The 25,630-nt window shown below is 50.1% G+C and carries 23 protein-coding genes; 13 read left to right on the top strand and 10 right to left on the bottom strand.

Going from position 1 to position 25,630, the window contains the following annotated elements:
- Positions 1-74: 74 nt before the first annotated feature.
- The 3 genes from ACTJKB_RS28455 (at position 75) to ACTJKB_RS28465 (ending at position 3,707) form a co-directional block, all read left to right on the top strand.
- A complete protein-coding gene (locus tag ACTJKB_RS28455) occupies positions 75-941 on the top strand; it encodes an ABC transporter permease (protein WP_440837708.1) in 867 nt (288 codons plus the stop codon).
- 36 nt (positions 942-977) lie between these two features.
- Positions 978-1,871, top strand: coding sequence for a carbohydrate ABC transporter permease (locus tag ACTJKB_RS28460; protein ID WP_440837661.1), 894 nt, complete (start codon positions 978-980; stop codon positions 1,869-1,871).
- A gap of 228 nt (positions 1,872-2,099) precedes the next feature.
- Positions 2,100-3,707: an extracellular solute-binding protein gene (locus tag ACTJKB_RS28465; protein ID WP_440837662.1), complete on the top strand. Its 1,608-nt coding sequence runs from the start codon at positions 2,100-2,102 to the stop codon at positions 3,705-3,707.
- A gap of 392 nt (positions 3,708-4,099) precedes the next feature.
- Here the strand turns inward: ACTJKB_RS28465 and ACTJKB_RS28470 are convergent, their stop codons facing one another.
- The 3 genes from ACTJKB_RS28470 to ACTJKB_RS28480 all read right to left on the bottom strand — a co-directional run bounded on the left by ACTJKB_RS28470 (position 4,100) and on the right by ACTJKB_RS28480 (position 7,174).
- Positions 4,100-4,492 carry a type II toxin-antitoxin system death-on-curing family toxin gene (locus ACTJKB_RS28470; RefSeq protein ID WP_440837663.1) on the bottom strand — a complete coding sequence of 131 codons (393 nt, stop codon included), beginning with the start codon at positions 4,490-4,492 and terminating at the stop codon, positions 4,100-4,102.
- Between the two features lies 1 nt (position 4,493).
- Entirely contained in the window at positions 4,494-4,769 is a 276-nt protein-coding gene (locus tag ACTJKB_RS28475; protein ID WP_440837664.1) for an AbrB/MazE/SpoVT family DNA-binding domain-containing protein, read from the bottom strand.
- Positions 4,770-4,942: 173 nt separating this feature from the next.
- Positions 4,943-7,174, bottom strand: a complete 2,232-nt coding sequence (locus tag ACTJKB_RS28480; protein WP_440837665.1) for a helix-turn-helix domain-containing protein — start codon at positions 7,172-7,174, stop codon at positions 4,943-4,945.
- A 299-nt stretch (positions 7,175-7,473) separates the two neighbouring features.
- On the opposite strand from ACTJKB_RS28480, the gene ACTJKB_RS28485 reads away from it, so the two are divergent.
- The 9 genes from ACTJKB_RS28485 (at position 7,474) to ACTJKB_RS28525 (ending at position 18,824) form a co-directional block, all read left to right on the top strand.
- Positions 7,474-9,015, top strand: coding sequence for a response regulator (locus tag ACTJKB_RS28485; RefSeq protein ID WP_440837666.1), 1,542 nt, complete (start codon positions 7,474-7,476; stop codon positions 9,013-9,015).
- Between the two features lie 17 nt (positions 9,016-9,032).
- Entirely contained in the window at positions 9,033-10,856 is a 1,824-nt protein-coding gene (locus ACTJKB_RS28490; RefSeq protein ID WP_440837667.1) for a sensor histidine kinase, read from the top strand.
- Positions 10,853-12,385, top strand: coding sequence for a response regulator transcription factor (locus tag ACTJKB_RS28495; protein ID WP_440837668.1), 1,533 nt, complete (start codon positions 10,853-10,855; stop codon positions 12,383-12,385). The genes ACTJKB_RS28490 and ACTJKB_RS28495 overlap by 4 nt, the downstream gene beginning before the upstream one ends.
- 116 nt (positions 12,386-12,501) lie before the next feature.
- Complete coding sequence (locus ACTJKB_RS28500) at positions 12,502-14,214, top strand: sugar ABC transporter substrate-binding protein (protein ID WP_440837669.1); 1,713 nt, start codon at positions 12,502-12,504, stop codon at positions 14,212-14,214.
- A gap of 100 nt (positions 14,215-14,314) precedes the next feature.
- Positions 14,315-15,283, top strand: coding sequence for an ABC transporter permease (locus ACTJKB_RS28505; protein WP_440837670.1), 969 nt, complete (start codon positions 14,315-14,317; stop codon positions 15,281-15,283).
- A gap of 1 nt (position 15,284) precedes the next feature.
- Positions 15,285-16,244 (top strand): carbohydrate ABC transporter permease, encoded by a 960-nt coding sequence (locus tag ACTJKB_RS28510; protein WP_440837671.1) that lies wholly within the window; start codon positions 15,285-15,287, stop codon positions 16,242-16,244.
- Positions 16,245-16,504: 260 nt separating this feature from the next.
- On the top strand, positions 16,505-17,266 hold the full coding sequence (locus ACTJKB_RS28515; protein ID WP_440837709.1) for a methionine ABC transporter ATP-binding protein: 762 nt from the start codon (positions 16,505-16,507) through the stop codon (positions 17,264-17,266).
- Positions 17,259-17,921, top strand: coding sequence for a methionine ABC transporter permease (locus ACTJKB_RS28520; protein ID WP_440837672.1), 663 nt, complete (start codon positions 17,259-17,261; stop codon positions 17,919-17,921). The genes ACTJKB_RS28515 and ACTJKB_RS28520 overlap by 8 nt, the downstream gene beginning before the upstream one ends.
- 72 nt (positions 17,922-17,993) lie before the next feature.
- A complete protein-coding gene (locus ACTJKB_RS28525; protein ID WP_440837673.1) occupies positions 17,994-18,824 on the top strand; it encodes a MetQ/NlpA family ABC transporter substrate-binding protein in 831 nt (276 codons plus the stop codon).
- Positions 18,825-19,012: 188 nt separating this feature from the next.
- On the opposite strand, the gene ACTJKB_RS28530 is transcribed toward ACTJKB_RS28525, so the two are convergent.
- The 6 genes from ACTJKB_RS28530 to ACTJKB_RS28555 all read right to left on the bottom strand — a co-directional run bounded on the left by ACTJKB_RS28530 (position 19,013) and on the right by ACTJKB_RS28555 (position 24,329).
- Positions 19,013-19,876 carry a metallophosphoesterase family protein gene (locus ACTJKB_RS28530; protein WP_440837674.1) on the bottom strand — a complete coding sequence of 288 codons (864 nt, stop codon included), beginning with the start codon at positions 19,874-19,876 and terminating at the stop codon, positions 19,013-19,015.
- 93 nt (positions 19,877-19,969) lie between these two features.
- Positions 19,970-20,311: a DMT family transporter gene (locus ACTJKB_RS28535; protein ID WP_440837675.1), complete on the bottom strand. Its 342-nt coding sequence runs from the start codon at positions 20,309-20,311 to the stop codon at positions 19,970-19,972.
- Complete coding sequence (locus tag ACTJKB_RS28540; RefSeq protein ID WP_440837676.1) at positions 20,308-21,114, bottom strand: HAD family hydrolase; 807 nt, start codon at positions 21,112-21,114, stop codon at positions 20,308-20,310. The genes ACTJKB_RS28535 and ACTJKB_RS28540 overlap by 4 nt, the downstream gene beginning before the upstream one ends.
- 53 nt (positions 21,115-21,167) lie before the next feature.
- The gene (locus ACTJKB_RS28545; RefSeq protein WP_440837677.1) at positions 21,168-22,514 is read right to left on the bottom strand and encodes an ABC transporter substrate-binding protein; all 1,347 of its coding nucleotides are present in this window, start codon (positions 22,512-22,514) and stop codon (positions 21,168-21,170) included.
- 34 nt (positions 22,515-22,548) lie between these two features.
- A complete protein-coding gene (locus tag ACTJKB_RS28550; RefSeq protein ID WP_440837710.1) occupies positions 22,549-23,385 on the bottom strand; it encodes a carbohydrate ABC transporter permease in 837 nt (278 codons plus the stop codon).
- A 38-nt stretch (positions 23,386-23,423) separates the two neighbouring features.
- Positions 23,424-24,329 carry a carbohydrate ABC transporter permease gene (locus ACTJKB_RS28555; protein WP_440837678.1) on the bottom strand — a complete coding sequence of 302 codons (906 nt, stop codon included), beginning with the start codon at positions 24,327-24,329 and terminating at the stop codon, positions 23,424-23,426.
- 197 nt (positions 24,330-24,526) lie between these two features.
- Here ACTJKB_RS28555 and ACTJKB_RS28560 point away from each other — a divergent pair, with 197 nt between their 5' ends.
- Entirely contained in the window at positions 24,527-25,087 is a 561-nt protein-coding gene (locus tag ACTJKB_RS28560; protein WP_440837679.1) for a GbsR/MarR family transcriptional regulator, read from the top strand.
- 15 nt (positions 25,088-25,102) lie between these two features.
- Here ACTJKB_RS28560 and ACTJKB_RS28565 read toward each other — a convergent pair whose 3' ends face one another.
- Positions 25,103-25,582 (bottom strand): DinB family protein, encoded by a 480-nt coding sequence (locus ACTJKB_RS28565; protein WP_440837680.1) that lies wholly within the window; start codon positions 25,580-25,582, stop codon positions 25,103-25,105.
- Positions 25,583-25,630: the final 48 nt, after the last annotated feature.

Genomic DNA, 25,630 nt, shown 5'->3' on the forward strand with positions numbered 1-25,630 from the left:
CGGGGGCCTGGACACAGAAGAAGAAAAAGAAAGGTTTTCTGCATGAGCTGGTCCATAACCGGATTCTTTTTCTAATGCTGCTGCCTACACTGCTGTTCTTTTTAGTCAATTCGTATTTCCCGATGGTCGGCGTGTATTATGCGTTTACCCAGTTTGATTTCAATTCCGGTTTGTTCGATGCACCCTTTGTGGGTCTCAAAAACTTTGAATTTCTCTGGAAGTCGGGCACGCTGGTGAAGCTTACTCTGAACACGATTGGCTACAACCTGGCGTTTATCCTGCTGGGGAACGTGCTCGCGATTGTCTGTGCGATTCTGCTCAGCGAACTGCGTATCAGATGGTTCAAAAAGCTGACCCAATCCATCATGTTCCTGCCGTATTTCGTCTCCTTCGTTATTCTGAGTGTTATCGTATACAACGTGTTCAATTATGATAACGGTTTCTTAAATACGCTGCTGGCCCAGTTCGGGGCGGGACCTGTCGATGTCTACAATAAACCGTCGGTCTGGATTTTCCTGATCATTCTATTTTATCTCTGGAAGAATCTTGGCTACAGCATGGTCATTTATCTCGCTTCCATTACTGGAATCAGTGAAGAGTATTATGAAGCGGCCAAAATCGACGGTGCCCATATCTTCCAGCGGATCTGGTATATCACCGTGCCGATGCTGAAATCGACCTTTATAGTGCTGCTGCTGTTCTCGCTGGGAAGCATTATGAAAGGGCAGTTTGACCTCTTTTACCAGCTGATCGGCAACAACGGGGTCCTCTACAATACCACAGACATTCTGGATACGTATGTGTTCCGTTCACTGAAGGTTACCTTTGATGTCGGAATGGCGACGGCGGCAGGGCTGTACCAATCGCTGTTCGGTTTCATTCTGATCATGACAGTGAACTACATTATCCGCAAAATAAACGATGATTACGCTTTGTTCTAGGATGTGCTGAACACGATACGGAAGGAGAAATAGAGCATGCATATCAAAGACGATCATTATACAAGGCTGCTGCAGGGTCTTGCCTACACGGTTATTATTCTGGGCTCTCTGGCCTGTCTGATTCCGTTCCTGCTGATTATTTCGGCATCCTTGACTGCCAATGATTCGATCATTAAGGAAGGTTATCATCTGATTCCGGCTGAGTTCTCGCTGGAGGGCTACAAAACGGTGTTTACCTTCCCGGACGAGGTGCTGCGTGCATATGGCGTTACACTGTTCACTACGGTGACGGGCACGATACTGGGGCTGTTTTTTATGACTATGGCCGGATATGTGCTGGCCCGCAAGGATTTCAAGTACCGCAATACCTTCTCATTCTACATCTACTTCACCACCCTGTTCGGTGGGGGGCTGGTGCCCTGGTACATTATGATGACCAAATATCTGCATCTTACCGATTCGTATGGGGCGCTGATTTTTCCGGGGCTGATGACACCATTCCTGATTATTTTAATGAAGAACTTCATCCGTTCGGCCGTTCCCGAGGAGTTGTTCGAATCCGCCAAGATCGACGGAGCTGGTGATTTCAAAATCTATTGGAGGATTGTCCTCCAGCTGTCGATGCCCGGCATCGCCACGGTCGGCCTGTTTCTCGCCTTGGCCTACTGGAACGACTGGTTCTCGTCTTCGCTGTTCATCAATGATCCGCATAAGTATCAGCTGCAGTTCCATCTGTACAATGTAATCAATTCAGCAGCTTTCATCGCCAATATGGGCGCGGGTACCGGTGTCAGCCTGGGCAGTGATTTGCCTACCGAGTCAACCAAGATGGCGATGGCCATCGTCGTTACCGGACCCATTCTGTTTCTGTACCCGTTCATCCAGCGCTATTTTGTAAAGGGCTTGACCATCGGGGCTGTAAAAGGTTAGAACCGTCTGGCAGAAAGCACCATTACCATGCTTCTGTTATTCGGCTAACATAGAGTCATACAAGATAAGGGTAGCTCACCAAACGTAGCGTATGCTTCCAAAGTCAGTTTTGTACGAAACCTGAACAAGGGAGCTGTGCTCACAAAACTTAGCGTATGCTTCCGAAGTCAGTTTTGTACGAAGCCTGAACAAGGGAGCTGTGCTCACAAAACTTTTAGGAGGGTTCATATGAAAAAGAAAGCAGGCAGAAAAACTCTGGTAACGCTTACAACAACTGCGCTGGCCCTATCGCTTCTTGCAGGATGCGGTGGTAACAACAACAGTAACAGTAATGCTAACAAAGACAGCGCTGGAACAGAAGGCAAGACCAATACTGCCGCCACAACAGAGGGTAGCGCAGCCCCCGCAGCTGAAACTGGAATCGATACCTCGAAGAAGGTTGAGCTTCAGTTCTACATGCTTGGAGACGCTCCGAAGGATCTGCCGATCATTCAAGATGAAATCAATAAGATGGCTCAGGAAGATCTGAATGCTACCGTGAAGTTCAACTATACAAGCTGGACGGACTGGGATCAGAAATACAAGCTGCTGCTGTCCTCCGGCCAGGCCATTGACCTGATTTTCACAGCGGACTGGACCCAATATCAATCCTATGCCAAACGCGGCGCGTTCCTGGCTATCGATGATCTCCTGCCCAAAGCTGCACCGGAGCTGCAGAAATTCGTCCCTGAATCGATGTGGGAGGATGTGAAGGTAGACGGTAAAATCTATACGGTTCCTGCGACCTTTAAAGAATATGTAACTAACGGTTTCGTTTATCGCGAGGATCTGCGCAAGAAATATAATCTGCCAGCTCCAAAAGATCTGGCTACCTATGAGGCCTACATGGACGGAATCAAGGCCAATGAGCCGGATATGATGCCTATATCCCTCAACAGCGACATCGGCAATAATCTGCATTACATTTATACGGAGCTGAATAAAATGGTCGGTGCTCTGCCTTATGGTATGGGCGTGAAGTATGAAACACCTACAACAGTCTACTCCTATTGGGGCTCTGATGAGCAAAAAGAAGAGCTGAAGACCATGAAGCGCTGGGCGGACAAAGGGTTTATTCCCAAGAACGTGCTGAACATCAAGGATACGATGCAAGACCCGATTACTTCGGGTAAAGCGGCCAGCATGTTCGGAGATAATCCTAACCGCTTTAACGATATGAAGATGAAGATCAGCACAACACATCCTGAGTGGGAGCTGGCCTATTCTCCATTCGGTAGAACCACAGGTTATGCTACGCCGGTACATCCGATACACAATGGCTTTGCCATTCCAAAGAGCAGCAAAAATCCGGAAAGAGCACTTGCTTTCTATCAGAAGCTGGTCCTGGACAAACGGTATAACCAACTGACGCAATACGGTATTGAAGGCAAGAACTACACTGTAGAGGGCGGTTACTACAAGCTGGTAGGCACTAGTCAATCCAATGGATTCTCCCGTGAGGGAATGAACGGCTGGGCTTGGAGAAATCCGGAATTCATGTTGTTCGACAAGGGATTTGACGGAGTAAAGGCAATCTTCGACGAGCTGGACAAGATTCAGAAACCAGATCTGTTCCTGGGCTTTGCGGAGGATTACAGTTCGTATCAGGCTGAAAAAGCGGCGCTGGAGCAAGTAGAGAAGCAGTACCTGTTCCCGCTGGAAGCCGGGCTGGTAGATGATGTGGATAAAGGGCTCGAAACCTTCATGCAGAAGGCCAAGCAGGCTGGTCTGGAAAAGATCCAGGCGGAATGGACGAAGCAGTGGAATGCTTATACTGCTGAAAAAGGTATTAAATAATTGAGGAGTGCCCCGGCAGCGGTTGCCGGGGCTTCTTTTTGTCTGAATGAAGCTGAAAGTACCTGTTAGGTGTTAGCCGTAACTGCGGGGAGTGTTTGGACTTTCGGCCGCTGTTAGGTTTGGATTTCTTGGATTAGACCGCTATCAGCGGTAGAAATCCAAACCTAAAGGCGGACGCTGTCGCTCCTACAGTTCCAAACCTCCCCTCCGTTACTCTAACCTTAATGGTTCCGCCAAGTTCATCTAACCAGAGCGGGAACCCCTTTGCCGCTTCCGGACAAAGGGGGGAGGGCAAGAAAAGAGCCTGTCTCCAGGTATCTGGAGACAGGCTTATAGAGAAGGGCGGGAGACCTTGAGAGGATATTCCAGGGTGGCACGAGCCTTGGTGAGACTTATCTGTTTACCGAATACGTACGGAGAATATCGGCTGTCTGTTCCAAGGAATACTCGCCTTTTGCGATATCTACAATGAACTCGACGGCGAAAATACGCTCCATTCGCAGATGATATCCATTCAACAGCAAAAAGGACTTTACCGAGAGATAGGCTGTACGTTTATTGCCATTATGAAAGCAGTGATTTTTAACCAGGGATTCCAAAAGAGCGGAGGCTTTATCAAATAATGACGGGTAGGCATCCTCGCCAAAGAGGCTCTGTGAAGGTCTATATACAGCAGATTCGAGCAAGGCTAGATCTTTGATGCCTGCTTGATCTGCGTCGTTCATGGCTCTCATCATATAATAATGGGCGGCAACAATTTCCTCTACAGTCAGAAAGAAAGTCATGTCAGCGATCCCTTAAATCATCGAATATGCCTCTATCCTCTTCAAAAACGTCGTAAAAGGCCTCCAGTACCTCAGGACGGATATGGTCCGGCAGATCTGCGTGCTGTATCTTTCTGAGTATCACTTCGCCTTGGGCGTTTTCAATGAATTCCACTTCATCTCCCTGCACAACATTCATTTTGTCAGCGAGACTTTTCGGCAGGCTCACACCCAGACTGTTTCCCATCCGGCCTATTTTTCTGGAGTAACGTTTCGGCGCTGCTTGGTCCTGATTCAAATCTATCCCTCCGTCCATGGCTTACAGCCATAGTATGATCTATTACGAGAAAGTTATACCTTATAACAGTTATAACCTTCTAATTGTAGATATAGTTTAGCATGAAAGTTGGCAAGAGACATTACAAAGGGTACTTCCAAAAAAAAGACACCCTAAAGGTGTCTTGTAACCTGTTATGCATGCTTGGAGCGGCGGTAATCGGTAGGTGTGGTGCCAAAGCTGCGCTTGAACATCCGGTGCAGGTAGGAGCTGCTGGTGAACCCGCAGCGTTCGGCGATGGTGGTCACAGGCAGATCGGTATTCTCCAGCAGGCTGCAGACTTCGCGCATCCGCACCTCCAGGATGACGTCCACGATGCTGGCCATCGTTTGCTGCTTGTATAGGCGGCTGATATAGATCGGCGACATATCCAGCTCGTCAGCAATCTGATTGAGGCTTAGGCTGGGTTCCATGTAGGTGTCATTTATTTTTTGATTGATCAGGCGGACCAGTTCGTGCTGCTTGGAGCTTTTTTTCTCGGCCAGCTGTTCATGCATTTCATTGAAAAGAGCGAAAAAGGCCTGCTCCAGCTCCGCGACCGTTTCTACCAAGTCCAAAGTGGGCAGTTCGACAGCCCCCTCGTTTTGCAAACGGTTACGTTTTTGGACGTTGATGATAATCTCCTTGATGGTCACACTGAGTCTGGATACAGTCAGCTGTACCGATGAGAACGGATAGGCTGAGGTCTCGCGGATAATGCTGCTGAAATGCTCACGAGCTTCTTCCATTTTGCCGCTCATCAGCGCATCGACGAGTCTTTTTTCTTTTTCCGTAGGATAGTGATAAAGGTTAGTTTGAAGGGCATGGATGGACTGGGCACTGATCATGCAGCCATGCCCGTAGAACAGCCGATGATTGGACGCTTCCCTAACCTGCTTATAGAGCTGGTGCAGTTGCAGGGGATTGCGGTCAATATGACTGTAGGTAAGGGTCAGACTCACCTTCAAGTAGTCGGAGCAGGCCTGCTGAATCTGGCGGAGCAGCGTCTCAATCAGTTCGGTGTCCGTGTATTCCTTGGGATCTACAATATTCAAAAGCACCAGGATGCCGTCATCGTTCATGTCTACAGTCTCCACACGATAGGTCTGACCACAAATTTCTGAAGCGATATTCATAATGGCGAACTTGTAGGCCAGTAAATAAGATGAACGGGATTCCCGGAACTCCTGGTAATTGTCTATCCGCAGCAGAATCAAGCGGTAATCATCATTGAAGGTAAAATGAATACCGAGCTGGCGCAGCTTTTCGACCTGCTGGATGGATTGCAGGGGCTTGAGGCCGAGAATCAAATCGCGCAGCGTATTTTGCCGGATGGTGAACATGCTGTCGCGTTTTTCAGATTCCAGAATATTCATCTCCCGGACAATCCGGTCGATGGGCAGATACAGTCTGCGCGACATGAGCCAGGAGAAGGCGATGCCTGCCACAAAAATCAGTGCGGCAATCAGCAGGGTAGCGTTGCGGATGCTGTTTGTCTGCTTGGTGATGATATCGTAAGGTGTGATGCGCACATACTGCCAGCCTAAAGCATCCTGCGAAGTATACGAGATCAGCGAGCTGACCCCGCCGAATTTACCGATAAAAGAGCCGGAGGCCTGGCCCAGAATCCGGTGTTGAACCCAGTTTGCTTCCAGCGGAGACAATTCTTTCGGCTCAAGACTGCCTACGGACAGAAATCTTCCTTGATCAGCGAGAATAAAGGTAGTGCTCCTAGAGTCTACGGGACTGGTGATTTCTTTGTTAATCCATGGCGCGGAAATGTTGACAATAACGGCAGAATTGATGGCCCGGTCCCAGCCAATGGCATCGTAGCACAGGAAGGTATAGGCCCGGACCCGGTCATTCTCAGCGGCACCATTGGAATACACGCGTGGAATGGGTGTGAACGGCTTGTATTCCTGATAATGATTCAGAATATCCAGAATGCTTGTGTCTACTAATTCCTTCTCGGTAAATACACCGTTCTGTCCGTGTGAAGAGGCGATGTACAGCTTTGCGCTTTTGGGATTGTAGACATAGATAGACTCGATATAAGGCATGGAGCTGAGGTAATTCCCCAGTTCGGACATGGCTGCCGTAACATCATAGATATCCGGTTTGTCGTAAAATACAATTTTGGAGACAGTGCTGTTGCGGTAGATCTGAAATGAAAGCGATTGCGCGGCATCGGTCATGTTGACCACCTCTTTGCTCGTTTGCGTGAGGTTGCCAAGGTCGGAGCGGAAAGCCTGCGTTTTTTCCACACCAATATAATAGTTGTAATAGATGATGGTGGAAACAAGGAAGGTTAAGGACACACATAACGTCATACTGACCAATATTTTGCTGTACAGCGCTCTTTTGTTGCCGATCTTGTTCAGTCTCATAAGCATCCCCCTGATTCACTGTGTATGGGTGTGATGATCACGCCTTCTCTCTATTGTTCACAGTATCAGTATAAGCTTCACACCGTGAACAGAACAGTGGAGCAAGATGAGAATATTGCACAGGCTGAAGTTCAGGGGAGTGAACAAATCTAATATTTATGTACAAAAGCTACTTACAGCGCATTTTGATTTCTTTATATAGTAAATGTACACAATATAATCCAATTGTGCTAGGCTAATTATTATTTATTTAGCTGGTATAATTCTACTCTTGTGGATATGAGAAGGGAGCAGGACGATTGCTGAAAGTAATGCTGGTGGATGATGAGCCATGGGTGCTCGAAGGATTAAGGACTATGGTGAACTGGAAGAAATATGGATTTGAAGTGTGCGGGGAGGCTCTGAACGGCCCGGATGCGTTCAGGATGATTCAAGAGCTTCGGCCGGATTTGGTGCTCACGGACATTAATATTCCTGTGATGAATGGACTGGAGCTGATCACCAGGGCGAACGAAAAGATGGCCAAGGCGCCGCGGTTTGTAATTTTGAGCGGATATGACGACTTCAATTATGCCCGGACAGCCCTGCGTGAGCGGGTCGAGCAATATTTGCTGAAGCCGATTGACGATGAGGAGATAGGGACTCTCTTGGATAAGCTAGGCAGGATGATCCGAAATGAAATCGCTTCCGAAAAAGAAAGCTGGAAGGAACAGGCCTGTTTTACCAGTCATCTGCTCGGCCGTTTCATTCAGGGCGATGACAGCGAAGAACTGCGCCAGCTCTCCAGGGATGTGCTGCAGGTTGGTGACGATACTGAACTAGTGTGCATTTTGATTACAGCCGCTCCTCCTGCGGTACATGCAGAGAGAAAGATGGATGGAGGATTTCCTTGGGAAATCAGTCATGTGTTTCAGGATGGGGCGGGCCGGGCGGGACTGGTCGTGCAGTCCGCTACCTTGTCCTCCGATGCGCTGGAAGGAGCCGTCAGTATGCTGCAAAGGGAACTGGCGGAAGAGCTTCAGGAGCCAGTTATTGTAATGGTCAGCGACCGGCTGACCGGTATCGCCGCCATCCGCGAGAGCTATCTGCAGACTCTTGAGGTGTGGAAGCTTAAGTACCAGAGAGAGCGCAGCGGGATTTTCTATTACAGTGATCTCAAGAAATGCCGGCCGGAGATGAGAATTCATGAAGAAGGGTTCACAGCACTTGTGGACAAGGTCAAGGCGGGTGAAGCAGCGAAGCTGCAGGTTTGTGTCAAGGGGGCTTTTGCAGGGTTTGCCGGTAAGCTGTTCACGGTAGAAGAGGTCCAGGCAGAGATTGCCCATCTGGAAATGACCATATACCGCTATCTCAAGGAGATGAATGGTGATCCTGACATAGTGATGGGCAATCTCCAGGCGGAATTCGGAAATCTCGGAGGGCTAGGTGATTATTTTCTGCTGAGCAGTTATGTATACAGGCTGTGTACGGTGAGTACTGCCTATCTGGCGGAATTGAAGCAGGCCAACCAAGGAAACACCATATTTAACGTCATACAGTATGTAGATCTTGAGTTCAGGGGGAAGCTGCAGCTTCAGGATCTGGCCAGGCAGTTTCACATGAATTCCACTTACCTGGGACAGTTGTTCCGCAAGGAGACCGGGTGTAGTTTCAGCGAATATGTGAATGAGAAGCGGATTGAAGCAGCCAAGGGGCTGCTTAAGCGGACACAGCTCAAAATATCGGATATCGCGCTGCAGGTCGGTTTTTCGAATACGGACTATTTCATCGAGAAATTTAAGGGAATGGTGGGGGTCCCGCCCTCCGTATACAAACATGCGGGCAACAATAAGCAGCTCTAAGAAAGCCGGTGCGTGCCATGGAGAAAAAAAGATACCGATTTGCTCATTTTGTGAATGATATTCCGCTGAACTATAAATTTTTTCTGATTTACTTCGTAGGTGTCCTGCTTCCCATCATGATCATCAACCTGGTCTTCCTGGACCGGATCACCGATCTGATCCGATCGAGAGAACAGCAGAATCTGGAGATCTCGCTGGAGCGGGCCCGGAAAGATATTCATGATTTTATCGAGGGCGGTGTCGCGGTGGCCTACACCCTGTCTACGGATAAGAATCTGTATGAAATGCTGGATCGGGAGTATAAGAATCTCATCGACTTTTATGGTGCCTATGACGAACAGCTCCGGGACCGCTTGAACAGCTATATGCCGGTGAACAACCAGATTGACCGGATCAGTATATTTACGGACAACCGCTCGATCGTATCCGGGGGTAACTATCAGGCCATGAACAATCGGGTCTGGAACAGTGACTGGTATAAGCAGCTGAAGACTTCGCATAATCAGGTTGTTGTAACCGCTTACCGAACGAGTGTGGACGGAAATGCATCCGCTTCCATTCCAGCTCTAAGTGTGGTCCAGATCATGAACAACTTCAGGAATTACAATACATATGAGAAGCTGGTGCGGATCGATCTGGATCTTACTGAAATCTATGATGTGATTGCCCGTGAAAAAGATTATCTCAGTCTGTATCTGGTCAACGAGCAGAATCAGATTGTCATGTCGGCGGATAGCGGCTATCAGCGGATAACCGACGAGCCCTACCCGCTGTTCAAACAGCTGGATGATGGATCCAAGGAGGATGTTCATATCGCACCTTTAGGCACAGCCGTTTACCTGAAGGGCTGGCGGATTGTCGGGATCACCCAGGGGGAGCGGATTACGCAGGCGGTTCTGGATATGCGGCTGTATGCCGCTTTTCTGGCGACCACGATTACCCTGCTGACCAGCGGCTTTATCTATGTGATGCTGAGATCGTATAACTACAGGGTCAAGCGGCTATCCAGACATATGCAGAAGGTGACGAACGAGAAGTTTGAGCTGATCCGCATTGACGAAGGCCGTGACGAGATTGGAGGACTAATCCATAATTTCAACCGGATGACCACCCGGATCAATTCGCTGATCAATGACGTGTACAAGCTGGAAATTCAGAAAAAAAATCTGGAGATGGAACGTGTCAGGGCCGAACTCAATTTCCTCCAGAGTCAGATGAATCCCCATTTTCTGTTCAATACGCTGAATGCGATCCTGGTCGTCTGCACCAAAAACAATTACTCCGATGTGACGGATATTGTGAAAAGCTTGTCCAAGCTGCTCCGGAGGCTGCTGAGCTGGAAGGAGGATCTGGTGTCCCTGGAGGAAGAAATGTCGTTCATTGAGATGTACTTGAAGATCGAAAAATTCAGGTTCAGAGATAAATTCGACTATGTGTTTGAAATCGATGAGCAGTCGAAAAGGTACAAAATCCCCAAGCTGAGCATGCAGCCGCTGGTGGAGAATTCCTGCAAGCACGGACTGCAGACCATTGAGGGCCTGGGTATTATCACGGTGAAAGCGGCTGTAGAGGACAACCGCCTGCAAATTACAGTGTCCGATAACGGCAAAGGCATCGAGGCCGGGCGGCTCAAGGAACTGATGGGTGCTATTAGGAACGAGGATTCTTCGGGAGCAAATGTCGGACTGCGCAATGTATACCGTAGACTGGAGCTGTATTATCAAAATCAGGTCCGATTCGAGATGATGAGTACGCCTAACCAGGGGACCGTTGTGACCTTTGGGATTCCGCTTCGGCTACTGGAACGGTTGTACCCGTTTGAAGGTGAGGGAGACGTATGAAGTATAGAGTACTTTTGATTGATGACGAACCGAGCAGCCTTGAGGGGCTGATGCTGTGGATCGACTGGGATGCTCTTGGCTTCGATGTTTGCGGAACCTGCAGCAATGGCCGGGAGGGAATAGAGCAGATGCGGCAGCTGCAGCCGGATCTGGTGATTACGGATGTGAACATGCCTGTAATGAATGGTCTGGAGATGGTCGCTGCCTGGCGCCGGGAAGAGCCGGAGAAGATCAGATTCGCGATCTTAAGCGGCTATAGTGAATTCGAGTACGCGCAGACGGCCATCCGGTATGGCATCCATCATTATTTGCTGAAACCGATTTTTCCAGAGGAGACCGCAGAAGAGCTGAAGGCCATCCATCAGGAACTGGAACGGGACAACCGCCGGCTGCTGATGAATCAAATGGCTTCCTCCGAAACGATAGCTGCGGGAATGAAGAGGATGCTGTTAAATAAGCCGGATGACCAGCAGGTGCATGAGCCTCCGGCGGGACTGCCCGAGGGAATGGACTGGTGGAATGTGCTGCTGCTTCAGACCGTGAAGGAACTGTATGCCGAGCTGAGGGGGAGAGTGGCGGCACTTATCGCTGAGCAGCAAACGATGTATTTAATTGACCTGGAAGCAAGCAGCTTCGCTGTTGTGTACGGCTATGGAAGCCGCTTCCCGGCAACAGCGGCGGACGTGCTCGCCCCGCTGCAGCAGGAATATGCCGGCAAGCCCATGTTCATTTCACTCGGAGCCGCAGGCAAATCTCCGCTGTACCTGGCAGACTGCTACCGGACGGCGAAGGAAGCGGGGCTGCATTACTTTTACCGGACGCCGCCCACCGGCCTTATATCCTATCAGGAAATTAACAACTATCCGTTTAGCTATCACTATGACCATATCCGGCTTATGGATGCCATTATGGCTCCGGTCAATACGCTGGATCCAGGGGGATTCAGGCAAGCGGTTGATTCGGCGGCCCATGGTTTTCGGGAACAGCATGTGGCACCCGAAGTGGTAAGGAAGCTGGTCATTCATCTCATGTACCAGATGATCGGGCTGACTCCGGAAGGCAGTGAAGTCCGCAGGCCGCTCTTGCCGGGAAGCCTTGACGCTGCTGAAATGCCGCATACCATGCTTAACTTAACGGGGTTAATGAAGCTGTTGTCCACCTGCGGCGAAGCCTGTATTGAATTGCTTATACAGGTGCAGCGCCAGGGCTCGCATGGAATTGTTCAGGAGATTAATCAGTATATCGGAGAGCATTACCGCGAAACGCTGACGATACAGAAGCTGGCAGAGATTTTTTATCTGCATCCGGTGTATCTTGGACAGCTGCTCCGCAAGAAGAACGGTATTCCTTTCAATGAGCAGCTGCATACTCTACGGATTGAAAAGGCGGCGGTTCTGCTCCGGCAGAGTTCACTGAAGCTCTCCGAGATTGCCGATCAGGTAGGATATGTGAATTATGGGCAGTTTCTGAAACAGTTTGAAAAGAAAATGGGCACCGGCCCCGGACAGTACCGCAATCTAAAGTCCTAAACTTTTTGGGGGGTACACCTTTAGTTCGGTCGTATTTTCGATCATGCAGCACCTCTATAATTTATGAATGTAAGTGCTTACAAAGAGGATGTACAAAACCAATATGGAGGTGCCTTATGGGGGGCAAGTCGAAAAATGTGTTCAAGCTATCCCTGATTGTCCTGTTATCCCTGAGCTTCACACTGGCAGGCTGCGGTGGCAACAACAACGGCAATAACGGCAACAAGGGCAATGCAGCTTCAGGTAATGAAAAGGCCGATGCGACGCAGACAGCAGCAGCGGCAACGGATGGAAAGGTGGAGCCGTTCGACATCAGTGTCTTCATCGGAGAAGCCGGACAACAGCCGACACCGGATAACAAAATTTTCAAAAAGATCAAGGATGAAACAGGAGCCACATTTAATTTCGAATATCTGGCAGGTGATATTAACCAGAAGCTGGGCGTTATGATTGCCGGACAGGATTATCCGGATATGATGACCGGGAATACCAAGCTTACAGCGGCAGGCGCCTATATCCCGCTTGAAGATTTGATTGAAAAATATGCACCTAATTTGAAAGCGCATTACGCAGATTACTGGAACATGATGAAGGACCCGAACGACGGACATATCTATATTTTACCGAACTACGGTGTGTTCAACGGTGAAGTAAACAGCGCCTGGTATTCAGGCCCGGCTTTCTGGATTCAAAAAGCGGTTCTGAAGGAATTCGGTTATCCAAAAGTGAAAACACTGGATGAATATGTGGACCTGATTGCCAAATACAAAGAAAAATACCCGAAGATTGATGGAAGCCCGACGATTGGCTTTGAAGTCTTGAACTCTGACTGGAGAAACTGGGGGCTGTTCAACGCTCCTCAGCATTTGATCGGCCATCCGAACGATGGCGGTGTGGTGGTAACAGATGGTGTAGCGGAGATTTTTGCAGACAAGGATTATGCCAAGAAATATTATCAAAAGCTGAATGAAATGAACCAGCAGGGACTGATCGACAAAGAAACCTTCGTCCAGAACTATGACCAGTACATGGCGAAACTGTCCAGCGGTACGGTTCTCGGAATGTTCGATCAGCACTGGAACTTTAGCGCAGCTGAAGATTCCTTGACCACACAAGGCAAGATAGAGCGGACTTATGTAGGGCTTCCTCTCGTCTATGACTCGTCAACCAAAGACTACTACCGGGATCTTGCCCCACTGAACCTTAACAACGGCTTCGGGATCAGTATTAATGCCAAAGATCCTGTGAAAATTATCAAGCTGCTCGATACGTTGATTAGTGAGGATTGGCAGAAGACCTTCGCTTGGGGCATTGAAGGTGAAGATTATATGGTGGAGAACGGCAGATTTAAGAAAACTCAGGAACAACGGGATAATGCCGCTGATCCGACCTGGCAAATGGCGAATAAGGCTAAAACTCTCTTTGGTTACATCCCTAAGCTCGAAGGTAGCTACAGCGATGGAAACTCGACAGATGCATCAGCCCAGCCTGAAGAATATGCAGCCAGTGTGAAGCCGTACGACAGGGAAGTTCTGGATGCATACGGATTTAACAGCTACGTGGATTTCTTCAGCAAACCGCCTGCGAACCCTATCTACTACCCAGCCTGGTCCATTGACTTGGTGGAAGGCTCGGATGCGAAAATTGCCAACACGAAGCTGAATGAACTGTCCACCAAGTTCCTGCCGAAAGCCATATTAGCTGATCCGGGTAAATTCGATTCCATCTGGAGCGATTATGTAGGTGACATCAAGAAGGCCAATGTGAAGGCTTATGAAGACAAGATCAATGAGCAGATCAAATGGAGAATTGATAACTGGAGTAAATAAGCTGCGGTGTTAAGAGGTTGGAATCACCAGGAGGTGCAGGGCCGTCAAGAGGGCTGCTGCACCTCCTGAAATAAATGATTGTGCGGGGAGATAAACCAATATGGATGAGACCTTAGGGAAAGATAGCGTCGCCTTGCATCCAAAGAAAAAAAAGAAGCAGCCCATTACGTGGTCACTGATTAAAAATCAGAATCAGCTGATTTGGATGTCTGTTCCCTTATTGCTGTATATTGTGCTTTTTGCGTATGTTCCTGTATGGGGCTGGACCATGGCTTTTCAGAATTACCGGCCGGGCCGTTCCTTCAGTGAGCAGGAATGGGTAGGCTTCAAGCAATTTAAATTTCTGTTTACAGACGATAATTTCCTTCGTGTGCTGCGCAATACACTGGCGATGGGGATTATTAACCTGGTTCTCGGGTTTGTCACTGCCATAGTCCTGGCCCTGCTGCTGAATGAAATCCGCAAGGTGTTCTGGAAAAGAATAGTGCAAACCATCTCCTATCTGCCTCATTTCCTGTCCTGGATTATCGTAACAGGTATTGTGGCTACGTCGCTCTCCATCAATGACGGGATCGTCAACATTGTTCTGATGAAGCTGCATATCATCAAGGACCCGATTCTGTGGCTCAGTGAGGGGAAATACTTCTGGGGCATCGTCGGGGCTTCGCATGTGTGGAAAGAGGTCGGCTGGAATACCATTATTTATTTGGCCGCCATTGCCTCTATTGACCCTGCATTGTATGAAGCCGCTGAAATCGACGGCGCCAGCCGATACAAGAAAATGAGATTTGTAACTCTCCCGGGGATTAAAGCTACAATTGTTATTTTGCTGATCATGTCTGTAGGACATGTACTCGAAGCGGGCTTTGAAGTACAGTATTTGCTCGGCAACGGACTTGTAATGGATTGGTCGGAAACGATCGATATTTTTGTACTCAAATATGGGCTTGCCCAGGGCAACTATTCACTGGCCACCGCTGGCGGGATCTTCAAGACGGTCGTTAGCGTCACTTTGCTGCTGATGGCAAACTGGACAGCGAAACGGCTCGGGGAAGAGAGGTTGTTATAGCATGGCGAACCAGCAAATTAGCCGAGGCACTACGCCAGGCATATCCGTGAAAAAAAGCTTGAGACCCAGCGGACTGGAACCGGTTCTCTTCCATAGTTTCAACACGATCTTTATGGTCTGTCTGGTGCTCGTTACTCTATATCCGTTTCTGAATACCATTGCCGTCTCATTCAATGCGGGAAATGATACCATCCGCGGAGGCATCTATCTTTGGCCGAGGGTGTGGACCACGCAGAATTACAAGGCCATCTTTGCTTACGGTACCATCTATGATGCGTTCTGGATCTCGGTGGCGCGGACCGTCATCTCGACGCTCCTGAATATTTTTCTGACCACCATGCTTGCGTATACGCTCAGCCGAAAAGATTATGTGTTCCGCAAGCCGATCACTATTATCTTTGTGCTTACGATGTATTTTAGCGCGGGTCTGATTCCCAATTATTTTTTGATTAAGGATCTGAACCTGCTGGGCAGCTTCTGGGTCTACATTTTCCCTACGATGATCAGCGCATTCAATATGATCGTCATCCGCACCTATATTGGCACGATCCCGGAAAGCCTGCTGGAATCGGCCCGTATCGACGGTGCAGGCGACTTCAAAATTTTTATGCGTGTGGTATTCCCCCTGTGCAAGCCGGTGCTGGCGACCATCGCGCTCTTTGTGGCTGTTGGGGCATGGAACTCCTGGTTCGACGCTTTTATCTACACCTCGTCCAAGCAGAGTCTTAGCACACTGCAGTATGAGCTGATGAAGCTGCTGTCTTCCACGATGAACTCCAACAGCAACCCGAACGTTGCCGCAGGTGTGGGGATGGACCGGGAATCCGCCAAAGCGATGGTAACCCCGCTATCCATCCGGGCAGCCATAACCATAGTGGCCTCTGTACCGATCCTGGTCGTATATCCGTTCATGCAGAAGTATTTTGTAGTGGGCCTGAACGTCGGCAGTGTAAAAGAATAAATTCGCCGCAAGTACAGCCGCCGTAAGACTTACGGAGCCTGTACTACACTCCTTATGCTTACACTACAGACATCGCTGATTTCGATCAGCGGTGTTTTTTACATTGGCGGTTGGTATATCATTTTCAGATAATTGATGACACAGCGGAGAAAATACCTTATTATTTAAAGAGATTTTTAATAAAACAGTTTTTAAATATTTGTAATACACTTATTGGAAACAAGGGCTTTAGTCCAGGCGGCCTGGAAGGAGGGCTTCATATTCTATCGCTGAATGGAGTAAGCAAAGGCTTTGATCTGAAGGAAGGACGGTACCTTGCGGTGGATAAGGTCTCGCTCGAAGTCCGGACCGGGGCTATCCATGGCATCATCGGAGCCAGCGGGGCAGGGAAATCAACGCTGCTGCGGCTTATTAATCTGCTGGAGCGCCCGGATGAAGGTACCGTGTCCATAGACGGCAGGCTGCTGACAGAACTGCCGGAGAAGCTGCTGCGTCAGGAGCGGCAGAAGATCGGCATGATCTTTCAGCAATTTAATCTGGTGGGCAATGCTACCGTCAGCCGGAATGTCGCCATTCCGTTGGAGCTGGCCGGAGTGCCGCGGAGCGGACGGATAGAGCGGGTGCGGGAATGCCTGAAGTTCGTGGGACTTATGGACAAAGCAGAGCAGTACCCTGCCCAGCTTAGCGGAGGGCAGCGGCAGCGGGTGGCCATTGCCCGTGCGCTCGCGAATAGCCCGAAGCTACTGCTATGCGATGAGCCAACCTCCGCGCTGGACCCCGGGACCACAGCAGATATTCTGGGTGTGCTCCAGCATATCAATGATGTGCTGGGCGTAACTGTAATCATCGTTACGCATGAGCTGGATGTCGTCCGGAGGATCTGCACCGATGTATCTGTGATGGAAGGCGGACGGATCGTCGATTCCTTCTCCCGGGAAGACGAAGAGTTCCTCGCACCGGAAGATCACATGGGCGGCTACCGTGAACGGATTACGGGCAAAGCGGGGGAAACACATGTTTGAGAATATGCTGAAATACCAGGATCAAATGTGGTTGTCTATCGGGGAAACGTTTGTGATGGTGGGGATTTCGGTTGGCGCGGCAGTGCTGCTGGGGCTTCCGCTGGGGACTGTTTTATACTTTTGCCGCAAGGGCCAGCTCTATGAGAACAAGACGCTGTCGCTTGTACTGAACAGTATTGTCAACGTGGTCCGGTCCTTTCCGTTCCTGCTGCTGGTGGTTGCGCTGATTCCCTTCACCCGATTCCTGGTGGGTACAGCCATCGGTACCATGGCGGCAACCGTGCCGTTGTCCATCGTCGCTATCGCCTATTATTCGCGGCTGGTGGAGCAGTCTTTGCTGGAGGTTCCCAAGGGAACAATTGAAGCCGCGTTGTCCATGGGAGCGTCGAAGCCGGGCCTGATCTTCAAGTTCCTGTACGTGGAAGCCCGTTCGGGTCTGGTGCTGGGACTGACGGCTTCGACGATCAGCTTCATTTCATTCTCAACGGTGATGGGGGTGGTCGGCGGGGGAGGGGTTGGCGATTTCGCCATCCGCTACGGGTATCAGCGTTTTGAGACGGAGGTTATGGTCTATGCGATTCTCGTGATGATCCTCCTGGTGCAAATCATCCAGTTTGCAGGAAGCGCACTGGCAAGGCTGCTGGACAAACGCTGAGAGACCGTGAAGTTTTAGGAGCAGGATGATATCAAAACATAAAAATATAAAAATGGGGGGTTCACTGCACCAATGAAAAAGGCATTGAAATATACACTTATGCTGTTCGTACTAGTCATGATTGCCGCAGGCTGCGGAAACAACAAGGAGGCAGAGGATACTCCGGCAGCAGCCAGTTCCGAACCTGTCAAAATAAAAGTAGCCTCGCTCATCCCGCCGATGACCGATATTCTTGACATCGTGAAGCCGCTGCTCAAGGAAGACGGTGTGGATATGGAGATCGTCATCCTATCTGACAATGTTCAGCCGAATGAGGCATTGGCGAATAAGGAAGTGGACGCGAACTTCTTCCAGCATGTGCCTTACATGGAGCAGTTCAATGCGGGCAAGGGCTCCAAGCTGGTAGCGGTTCAACCCGTTTATGATGCGATCTACGGCGGTTACTCCAAGCGTTACAAGGCTATTGCCGATCTGCCGGAAGGTGCAACACTGGTTATGGCGAATGATCCATCCAATATCGGGCGTTCGCTGCAAATGTTCGCCAAAGCCGGACTGATTAAGCTGAAGGAAGGCGTGGGCATTCAAGCGACCCAGGCCGACATCACCGGGAACGCCAAAAACTTCAAGTTCAAGGAAGTTGACCTGCTGATGCTGGCCCGCACGCTGGATGATGCCGATCTGGTGGCTATGACTCCTGCTTATGCAAGTCCGCTTGGACTGACACCAAAGAAAGATGCGCTGATCACCGAAGGTGAGGATTCCGAATTCACCATTACACTGGTGGCACGCGAGGACAACAAGAACTCCGACGCTATTCAAAAGCTGGCGAAACGCATCAGCGGCCCGGAAGTGAAAAAGTTCCTTGAGGACAATTACGCAGATATCGCTCTGCCTGCGTTTTAAAGCAGTTAGCTGCGGCCCGCTCGGCGCCGCTGTCTGCTTGTGAGAATTGCATAGTATCCAATAAGCAAAGCAGCGCTCTCCATGGATGGGAGAACGCTGCTTTTGTTATAGCGGTTTGACAATACATCAGGCTGTTCTAGGACATGAAAGTCCATGTCTGGATAAGTAAGCCTAGATCAACAGAGATGTCAGCCCAATACTTTACCGGACATAGCAACCTCATACTGCGCCGATTCGATCCAGCTGCCCTTGGTGAAATCCCTTCCCTTTACAAGTACTTTGTCGGGGTAGACCTCCACATAGAAACCTTGACTGCCGTTCTTGTGCTCATCAGCATTCGTCCAGAGGTAGGCCACAGAAGCGCTATTGAACATGGTAGCCGTCTCCCCGTTGCCGGGATACATCGTATTATCTACTTCCAGCTCCCAGTGGGTATGTCCTGTAAAGAGCAGGGTCTGTGGATATTTGGACAGGATGGAGCGCAGCTCCTTGTCCTGTGTGACGCCGTACCACTCCTGAGACTCCAAAGATCCGGCTACGGTATCCTTGAGCGGCTGATGCAGGAAGAGAAAAACAGGCTGATCCAGCTTTTCCCCGAGCTTCCGGTCCAGCCAGCGGAGTTGCTCGTCCGACAGATTGCAGAACGTTGGGAGGCCTTCCTCTGTTCCCATGAAAATAAAATGATAACCGCCGATCCAGTGGTCGTGGTAGGGGCCGGGCATTCCCATACGGGAGTTGTACATCGCCAGGCGCGATTCCCAGTGGCCGAGGCCGACGTCATGGTTTCCCAATGTGTAGCGGATCTCCGGGAGTGCTGCCTGGTGCAGCTTCAGGATACGGTGCACTTCTTCGTACTCTTCCGGGAAGCCGTGATCTGTAATGTCCCCGATATGCATGATCCCGCTGCTGCCCTGAGCATGGTCCGCCAGATCATGCAGCGCCCGCTCGAAATTCTGATTGTACTCATGGGAGGGATCGGCAGTAACATGGGTATCCGTGATGATCTGGAAAGTAAGCAGTGGCTGTTGTCCGCCCGGCTGGTTTGTACTCATTTATAAGAGCGCCTCCTTGGATGTTGTATGGCTGCAAGCTGAATTCTGATACTTACGAATGGTATAACTTCAATTCTATCACGGCCGGTCTCCCTAATGCCCTTTCGAGCTTATGTTCAAGCCCACAATTCCGGCTACAATAACGGTCACCCACAAGAGGGAGGACAGGGTCAGCCGCTCTTCAAAATAAACCGCCCCCACCACGGAAATCAGGATGATTCCTGCACCCGACCACACCGCATAAGCTACTCCGACTTTAATGGAGGTGAGCGCCACGTTGAGCGAGGTGAAGCTAATCCCGTAGAATAGGAACATCAGTACAGAGGGCCAGGGCCGGGTGAAGCCATAGGATATCTTCATGGAGATGGTTCCGGAGAGCTCGAACAGAATCGCCATCGTGAGAAAGAACCACGCCCATGCCCCTTCGGCCCTCACCTTGCGTTCCTGCTAATGCTGAGTTCTGCATAGGACTGCACAATTAAATCGGCATCCGGCAAAATAACGCCCACGTCTGCATCGCCATCCACGCCTGCTGCGTCCGCCTCGCCGGTAATCCCGATGGCTACGGCCGCGCCTGCTGCCTTGGCCATTCTCATATCCCCGTTCGTATCGCCGATGACGGCGGCTGCGGCAGGCTGAACCCCAAGCCGTGTACAGGCGAGCAGCACCATATCAGGGAACGGCTTGCACCGTTCTACCTGATCCGTACCGATCACAGCGGAGAAATAATCGCGGATGCCGAGCCAACGGAGGTGCTTCTCCGCTGCTGTTGTTTCATCGGCGGTCACTACGGCCAGGAGAATGCCGCTGGCTGTGCAGTCATCAAGGAAGCGCAGCAGGCCGGGGAGCGGGAGCACCGGGCGGCTGCGCTCCAGCATGGCATCTGCTTCTCCGCGGCAGTAATCCACTAGTTCCATGGATTCAGCCCAAGACAAGCCAAGCAGATATCCCTGCCAGCACAGAATGGCATACAGGTCGCTCATCGTTCCCATAGCCAGCGGGCCATTGCGGTCATAGTCAATAATTCTGCCTTCTCCATCATGAATCGTCCCCAGCAGGGACGGCAGGTGCTGTGCCGGGAATTCAAGACCGCGTTGTTGCAACTGACGGGTGAACTGTCCCAAGAAACATTCGCCCCAGCTTCCCCAGAGGGAGACAAACTGCAGAAGGGTGCCATCCTTGTCGAACAGGAGCGCCGATATGGATTGATTCCCTTGCGGAGTGATGAGCTCAGGCATGCTGCCGCCCCCTTAGATTAAATAATTCATGTATTTGAATACGATATTGCCGCTTATTTTACCTTATCCAGTGCAGCCTGGGCGGTTTGCTGTGCCTCTTTCAGAGCCTCCGCCGCGGGAATATTCTCAATTTGCACCTTGTCCGCAGCGATGGTCAGCGCATCGTTAATTTTGCCGCCAGTAGGGTCCTGGAAGGGGGCAGAGGCATGCGAGGCCTGCATCAATGGAATTTTGATCTGCGGATTAGTCTTGCTGAACGAGATGAATGCCGGATCTTCGAGCGCAGACTGGCGGACGGAAATATATCCGGTGTTAATCGACCAGAAGGCGGTATTCCCGGTGTTCGTGAAGTAGCTCAGCCATTTCATCGCTGCTTGTCTTTCGGCATCTCCGGCCTTGGCGGGGATCCCAGCCATAATCGCCTGTGCCACCGGCTTGCCTTCGCCAGCGCCTGCCCAGCCCGGCTGCTCCATGGCCGAGACGATGCTGAAATCGAGATCGCCCTGGTCGCCGCTGGAGCCGATGTATCCGGCCGCTTGGCCTTTCATCACATCGTCAATGGTCTTGTACCAGTACTCCCAGCCTTGGCCGCCAGAGTGAATGCGCATGGTCTTGTCCTCATGAATCCATTTGCGGAACAGGTCCCAGGTTTCGATCCACTCAGGAGAGTCGATGGTTACCTTTGTGCCATCTTCGCTAAGGATGCTGCCGCCTTTGCTGAGTACGGCATCGATCATATTGCCCGAGCCCCACATGGGCTCCCAGCCGAAGAAGGTAGTTTTACCGCCTTCTTTGACGGACATTTTCTCAGCGGCTGCGGCCAGGTCTTCCCATGTTTTCAGCTGGCTGGCATCAATGCCGCTTTTCTCGAAAGCATCCTTGCGGTAGTACATAATCTGGGTCGTTCCATACATGGGGAGGAAATATTGCTTGCCGTCAACCTGGCCCTGGTTCAGGAAGGTCTGGACAAAATCTTCTTTTTTAAAATCCGGCTGCTGGGCGATCAGCTCATCCATTGGTGCAAAATAACCTTTGCGGGCCCAATCTATATTGGAGGAGAGCACAGCCGCAGGGACCTGACCGGTGGCAATAGCCGCCTGGAGCTTCTGCTCAGTTTCAGTGTAGTCTGCCTGCACAATACCTTTGACAATGACCTCCTGCTGCGAGGCGTTGAATTTCTGAATGAGCGATTCCATATTTTCACCGAGCTTGCCGCCGAGTCCATACCAGAATTCAATGGTTACCGGTTTGCTTTGGGCTGGAGGGGCTTCTACGGCAGGGGCTGCGGATGCTCCGCTTGCCTCCGTAACCTTATCTGAAGCAGTATTTCCGCTGCAAGCCGTGAGTAATGAGAAACCGGCAATCATGGATACCCAAGGCAACCTTTTTAATACGTTCATCATCATTCTCCTCTTTGTTTGGAAATGTAAGATTTCAGCCTTTACTTGCGCCTGCGGTCATATTGACACTTTGCATAATCGTTTTTTGCGCCAGCAGGAAGACAAGCAGCAGCGGGGCGATGGTGAAGGCGCTGGCGGCCATGATCAGAGGCCATTGTAATCCGTATGCACCCCCTTCCACGAAAAAGCTGCGCAGACCGGCCGAGACCAACTGGAGGTCAGGGTCTTTGGTAATCAGCATGGGCCAGAAATAATTGTTGTATTGTTCAATGAAGGTAATCAGTGCCAGCACGGCAAAGGAAGATCTCGTAACCGGCACAAGCACCGTCCACAGAATCCGCATATGCGAGGCGCCATCCACTTCACCAGCCTCCACCAGCTCATGGGATACCTGAAGGAAAGCCTGTCTTATAAGAAAAATCGAGAATATACTTACACAGTTGGAGAGAATCAGACCGGCATACGAATTCAGCAGATGCAGCTCGGACAGCACGAGATAACCGGGCAGGTACACTGCTGTAGCCGGCACCATATATCCAAACAGAATTATGCCGGCAAAAAGCCCCTTTAGGCGGAATTTCATATGCGTCAGCGCGTAAGCCATCATACCGGAATTGATGATTTGCAGAATGACGATGGAAGTGGCGACAACAATGCTGTTGCCCATGTACCTTGCAAACGGTGCCTCATTCCAGGCTGCAGAAAAATTACCCCAGAGCGGCACTTCAGGCCAGAGCGTAGGCGGGGAACGCCAGATTTCGTCATTTGTTTTCAGTGCGCTGGTAACCATCCAGTAGAACGGGAAAGCCATCAGCAAGGCAAGCGCGGCAAAAAAAAGATGGCGGACCGGTCCGCCTAGCCGTGTGAGCATACGCAAGCGGTGAGACCTCCTTTTCAGGTACATTTGGATTATTGATAATGCGTAGTCCGCTTACTGACGCCAAAAGAAAATACAGACAGCAGCATGCAGATGACGACAAGAACGACAGCTACAGAGGAAGCCTCACCGATCTGGAAGGATTCGAAGGCGGACTGATAATACAGATACAGCAGCGTGCGGGTGGAGCCGGAAGGGCCGCCCTGGGTCAGCACATTGATCTGATCGTAGGCCTGAAGCGCCTGGACAAGCTGCACCACGAACAGAAACAGGGTGGTTGGGGAGATCAGCGGCAGCGTGATGCGAAAGAACTTTTGCGCCGCGCTTGCGCCATCAAGCTCCCCGGCTTCGAGCAGGTCTGAAGGCACATTTCGTAGCGCCACCAGATAAAAAATCATCGCCCAGCCTACCGATTTCCAGGTGGTTACAAGCAGCACGCCAATAAGCGCCCATTTGGGGTCCTGCAGCCAGCCTATTTGTTCTAGTCCGAGGAAATCAAGCACCGTATTGGCAAGCCCGACCTCAGGTTCATAAATCCACGACCAGACAATAGATACAGCAACGGTCGGCGTGACCCATGGGGAGAACAGCAGCACCTGATAGAGCGAGGAGCCCTTCAGCTTGCGGTTCATCAGCAGTGCAAGTCCCAGCCCCAGCAGGATGATTGGCAGCACACTGCCTGCACAGAATAGCACGGTAACTCTCAGCGCTTTGTAAAAGGCCGGGTTGCTAAAGAGATCTAGGTAATTTTGCAGTCCGACAAAGGTTTTCTCCGGGCTCATAAAATCCCATTCCGTGAAGCTGAGATACAGCACATACAGTAGCGGTGCCAGCCAGAACAGAACGAAGGGTACCATCGCCGGCAGCGTGAACAGCACGGGCTTCAAACCGCTAATAACCTTTGAGCGTGTCATTTTCGTTCCAATACCCCATTCCATCACTTATGTTTTGCGGTATAATGCAGAGGAAAGCTCCTCTGTTCAAAAAAAATTGTACACTCAGAAGCGCAGCTTGTGGTCAAGCGGAAGTAAAGATCGTTCGGAAATTGTGTAAAATTTGCAAAAAACCTGCCGTGAAGCTTCAGTTTTGTGTAATGTAGAGAGAACAATTCTAATTAGAGTGAAGGTGCAGCGAGATGAAACAGGCCGCATTTGGCGAGGACAACCCGCATTTATCCCCACGGGAGCAGTTGTTGCGCGGGGTGATTGATGCAATAGCTCAAACGATGGATTTGTATGGAGCGAATTATTCTTTCGGGCAGCTCTACGGGATTATGTTCTTTGAGGACAAGCCAATGACGCTGGAGGAAATGAAGCAGGTCATGAATATGAGCAAAAGTAATATGAGCTACGGTGTCCGCTCCCTGATCGCTTCCCGGATGGTGACCAAGCTGGACGAGAAACGGGAGCGGAAGGATCTGTATGCCGCAGAGATGGATTTCTTTCAGGCGTTCAAAAACTTCTTTACCCTGAAGCTTCAGCGGGAGATCGATGTGATGCAGCAGGCGATGGGTACAGCGATGCCTGAGCTCCAGGCGCTGATTGATGCAGCAGACACTCCCGAAGAAGAGCGGGAGGCTTGCCTGCGGGATTTGGACAAGCTACGGCATGCAGTAGGGTATTATGACTGGCTGCAGCGGTTTGTGTCGGGGCTGGAGGAAGGAACGGTGTTCGGCGGGCTTCCCGGCAAAGAGTAGGGGAGAGTGGGACTATTAATCCCATATTTTAGGGCGGCCAATTCCCATTATTCTCATATAATTTAACAACTGACCAGTATGAACAGATTCGTGGTAAGCAATTCGTAATAACATATCCCCAAGCGGTCTAATATAACCACCTTCATTTAAAAGGTCTATTTCTATATTTTCCAAATCGTTTATATGAATTGTTTTAATATATTTAATGAATTTCTCACGATACGGCTGTGCAAATTCAAGTTCATCATCTACGGATTGGAATTCTTTTGCTTCAAAGGGATTAAACAAATTAGTTAATACGCTACCACCTCTTCCTATAAGGACTTGATGAAAAAGAAACTCACCCTGTAATAAATGTCTAATCATTTCAGCACAAGTAAGAGCACCTTCATCGGGTTTCCAATTTAACATTTCTTCGGGTATAGCTTTCCATATTTTTATACTTCTACGTCTAACTTCTTCAAAATTTAAAATTATTAAATCAATTGCATTCATCTAAAACTCCACCCCTTCGCTTCTCATTTCAGGTAAATCATACCATGT

The sequence above is a fragment of the Paenibacillus sp. 22594 genome, assembly GCF_052044425.1.
In the GTDB taxonomy this organism is placed as follows: Bacteria; Bacillota; Bacilli; order Paenibacillales; family Paenibacillaceae; genus Paenibacillus_AQ.

What these genes read in the sequence shown, in the direction of transcription:
- ACTJKB_RS28455 (WP_440837708.1), top strand. Translation starts at nt 75, where the DNA reads ATGCTGCTGCCTACACTGCTGTTCTTTTTAGTCAATTCGTATTTCCCG.
- ACTJKB_RS28460 (WP_440837661.1), top strand. Translation starts at nt 978, where the DNA reads ATGCATATCAAAGACGATCATTATACAAGGCTGCTGCAGGGTCTTGCC.
- ACTJKB_RS28465 (WP_440837662.1), top strand. Translation starts at nt 2,100, where the DNA reads ATGAAAAAGAAAGCAGGCAGAAAAACTCTGGTAACGCTTACAACAACT.
- ACTJKB_RS28470 (WP_440837663.1), bottom strand. Translation starts at nt 4,492, where the DNA reads ATGACTTTCTTTCTGACTGTAGAGGAAATTGTTGCCGCCCATTATTAT.
- ACTJKB_RS28480 (WP_440837665.1), bottom strand. Translation starts at nt 7,174, where the DNA reads ATGAGACTGAACAAGATCGGCAACAAAAGAGCGCTGTACAGCAAAATA.
- ACTJKB_RS28490 (WP_440837667.1), top strand. Translation starts at nt 9,033, where the DNA reads ATGGAGAAAAAAAGATACCGATTTGCTCATTTTGTGAATGATATTCCG.
- ACTJKB_RS28495 (WP_440837668.1), top strand. Translation starts at nt 10,853, where the DNA reads ATGAAGTATAGAGTACTTTTGATTGATGACGAACCGAGCAGCCTTGAG.
- ACTJKB_RS28500 (WP_440837669.1), top strand. Translation starts at nt 12,502, where the DNA reads ATGGGGGGCAAGTCGAAAAATGTGTTCAAGCTATCCCTGATTGTCCTG.
- ACTJKB_RS28505 (WP_440837670.1), top strand. Translation starts at nt 14,315, where the DNA reads ATGGATGAGACCTTAGGGAAAGATAGCGTCGCCTTGCATCCAAAGAAA.
- ACTJKB_RS28510 (WP_440837671.1), top strand. Translation starts at nt 15,285, where the DNA reads ATGGCGAACCAGCAAATTAGCCGAGGCACTACGCCAGGCATATCCGTG.
- ACTJKB_RS28520 (WP_440837672.1), top strand. Translation starts at nt 17,259, where the DNA reads ATGTTTGAGAATATGCTGAAATACCAGGATCAAATGTGGTTGTCTATC.
- ACTJKB_RS28525 (WP_440837673.1), top strand. Translation starts at nt 17,994, where the DNA reads ATGAAAAAGGCATTGAAATATACACTTATGCTGTTCGTACTAGTCATG.
- ACTJKB_RS28530 (WP_440837674.1), bottom strand. Translation starts at nt 19,876, where the DNA reads ATGAGTACAAACCAGCCGGGCGGACAACAGCCACTGCTTACTTTCCAG.
- ACTJKB_RS28540 (WP_440837676.1), bottom strand. Translation starts at nt 21,114, where the DNA reads ATGCCTGAGCTCATCACTCCGCAAGGGAATCAATCCATATCGGCGCTC.
- ACTJKB_RS28545 (WP_440837677.1), bottom strand. Translation starts at nt 22,514, where the DNA reads ATGAACGTATTAAAAAGGTTGCCTTGGGTATCCATGATTGCCGGTTTC.
- ACTJKB_RS28550 (WP_440837710.1), bottom strand. Translation starts at nt 23,385, where the DNA reads ATGCTCACACGGCTAGGCGGACCGGTCCGCCATCTTTTTTTTGCCGCG.
- ACTJKB_RS28555 (WP_440837678.1), bottom strand. Translation starts at nt 24,329, where the DNA reads ATGGAATGGGGTATTGGAACGAAAATGACACGCTCAAAGGTTATTAGC.
- ACTJKB_RS28560 (WP_440837679.1), top strand. Translation starts at nt 24,527, where the DNA reads ATGAAACAGGCCGCATTTGGCGAGGACAACCCGCATTTATCCCCACGG.
- ACTJKB_RS28565 (WP_440837680.1), bottom strand. Translation starts at nt 25,582, where the DNA reads ATGAATGCAATTGATTTAATAATTTTAAATTTTGAAGAAGTTAGACGT.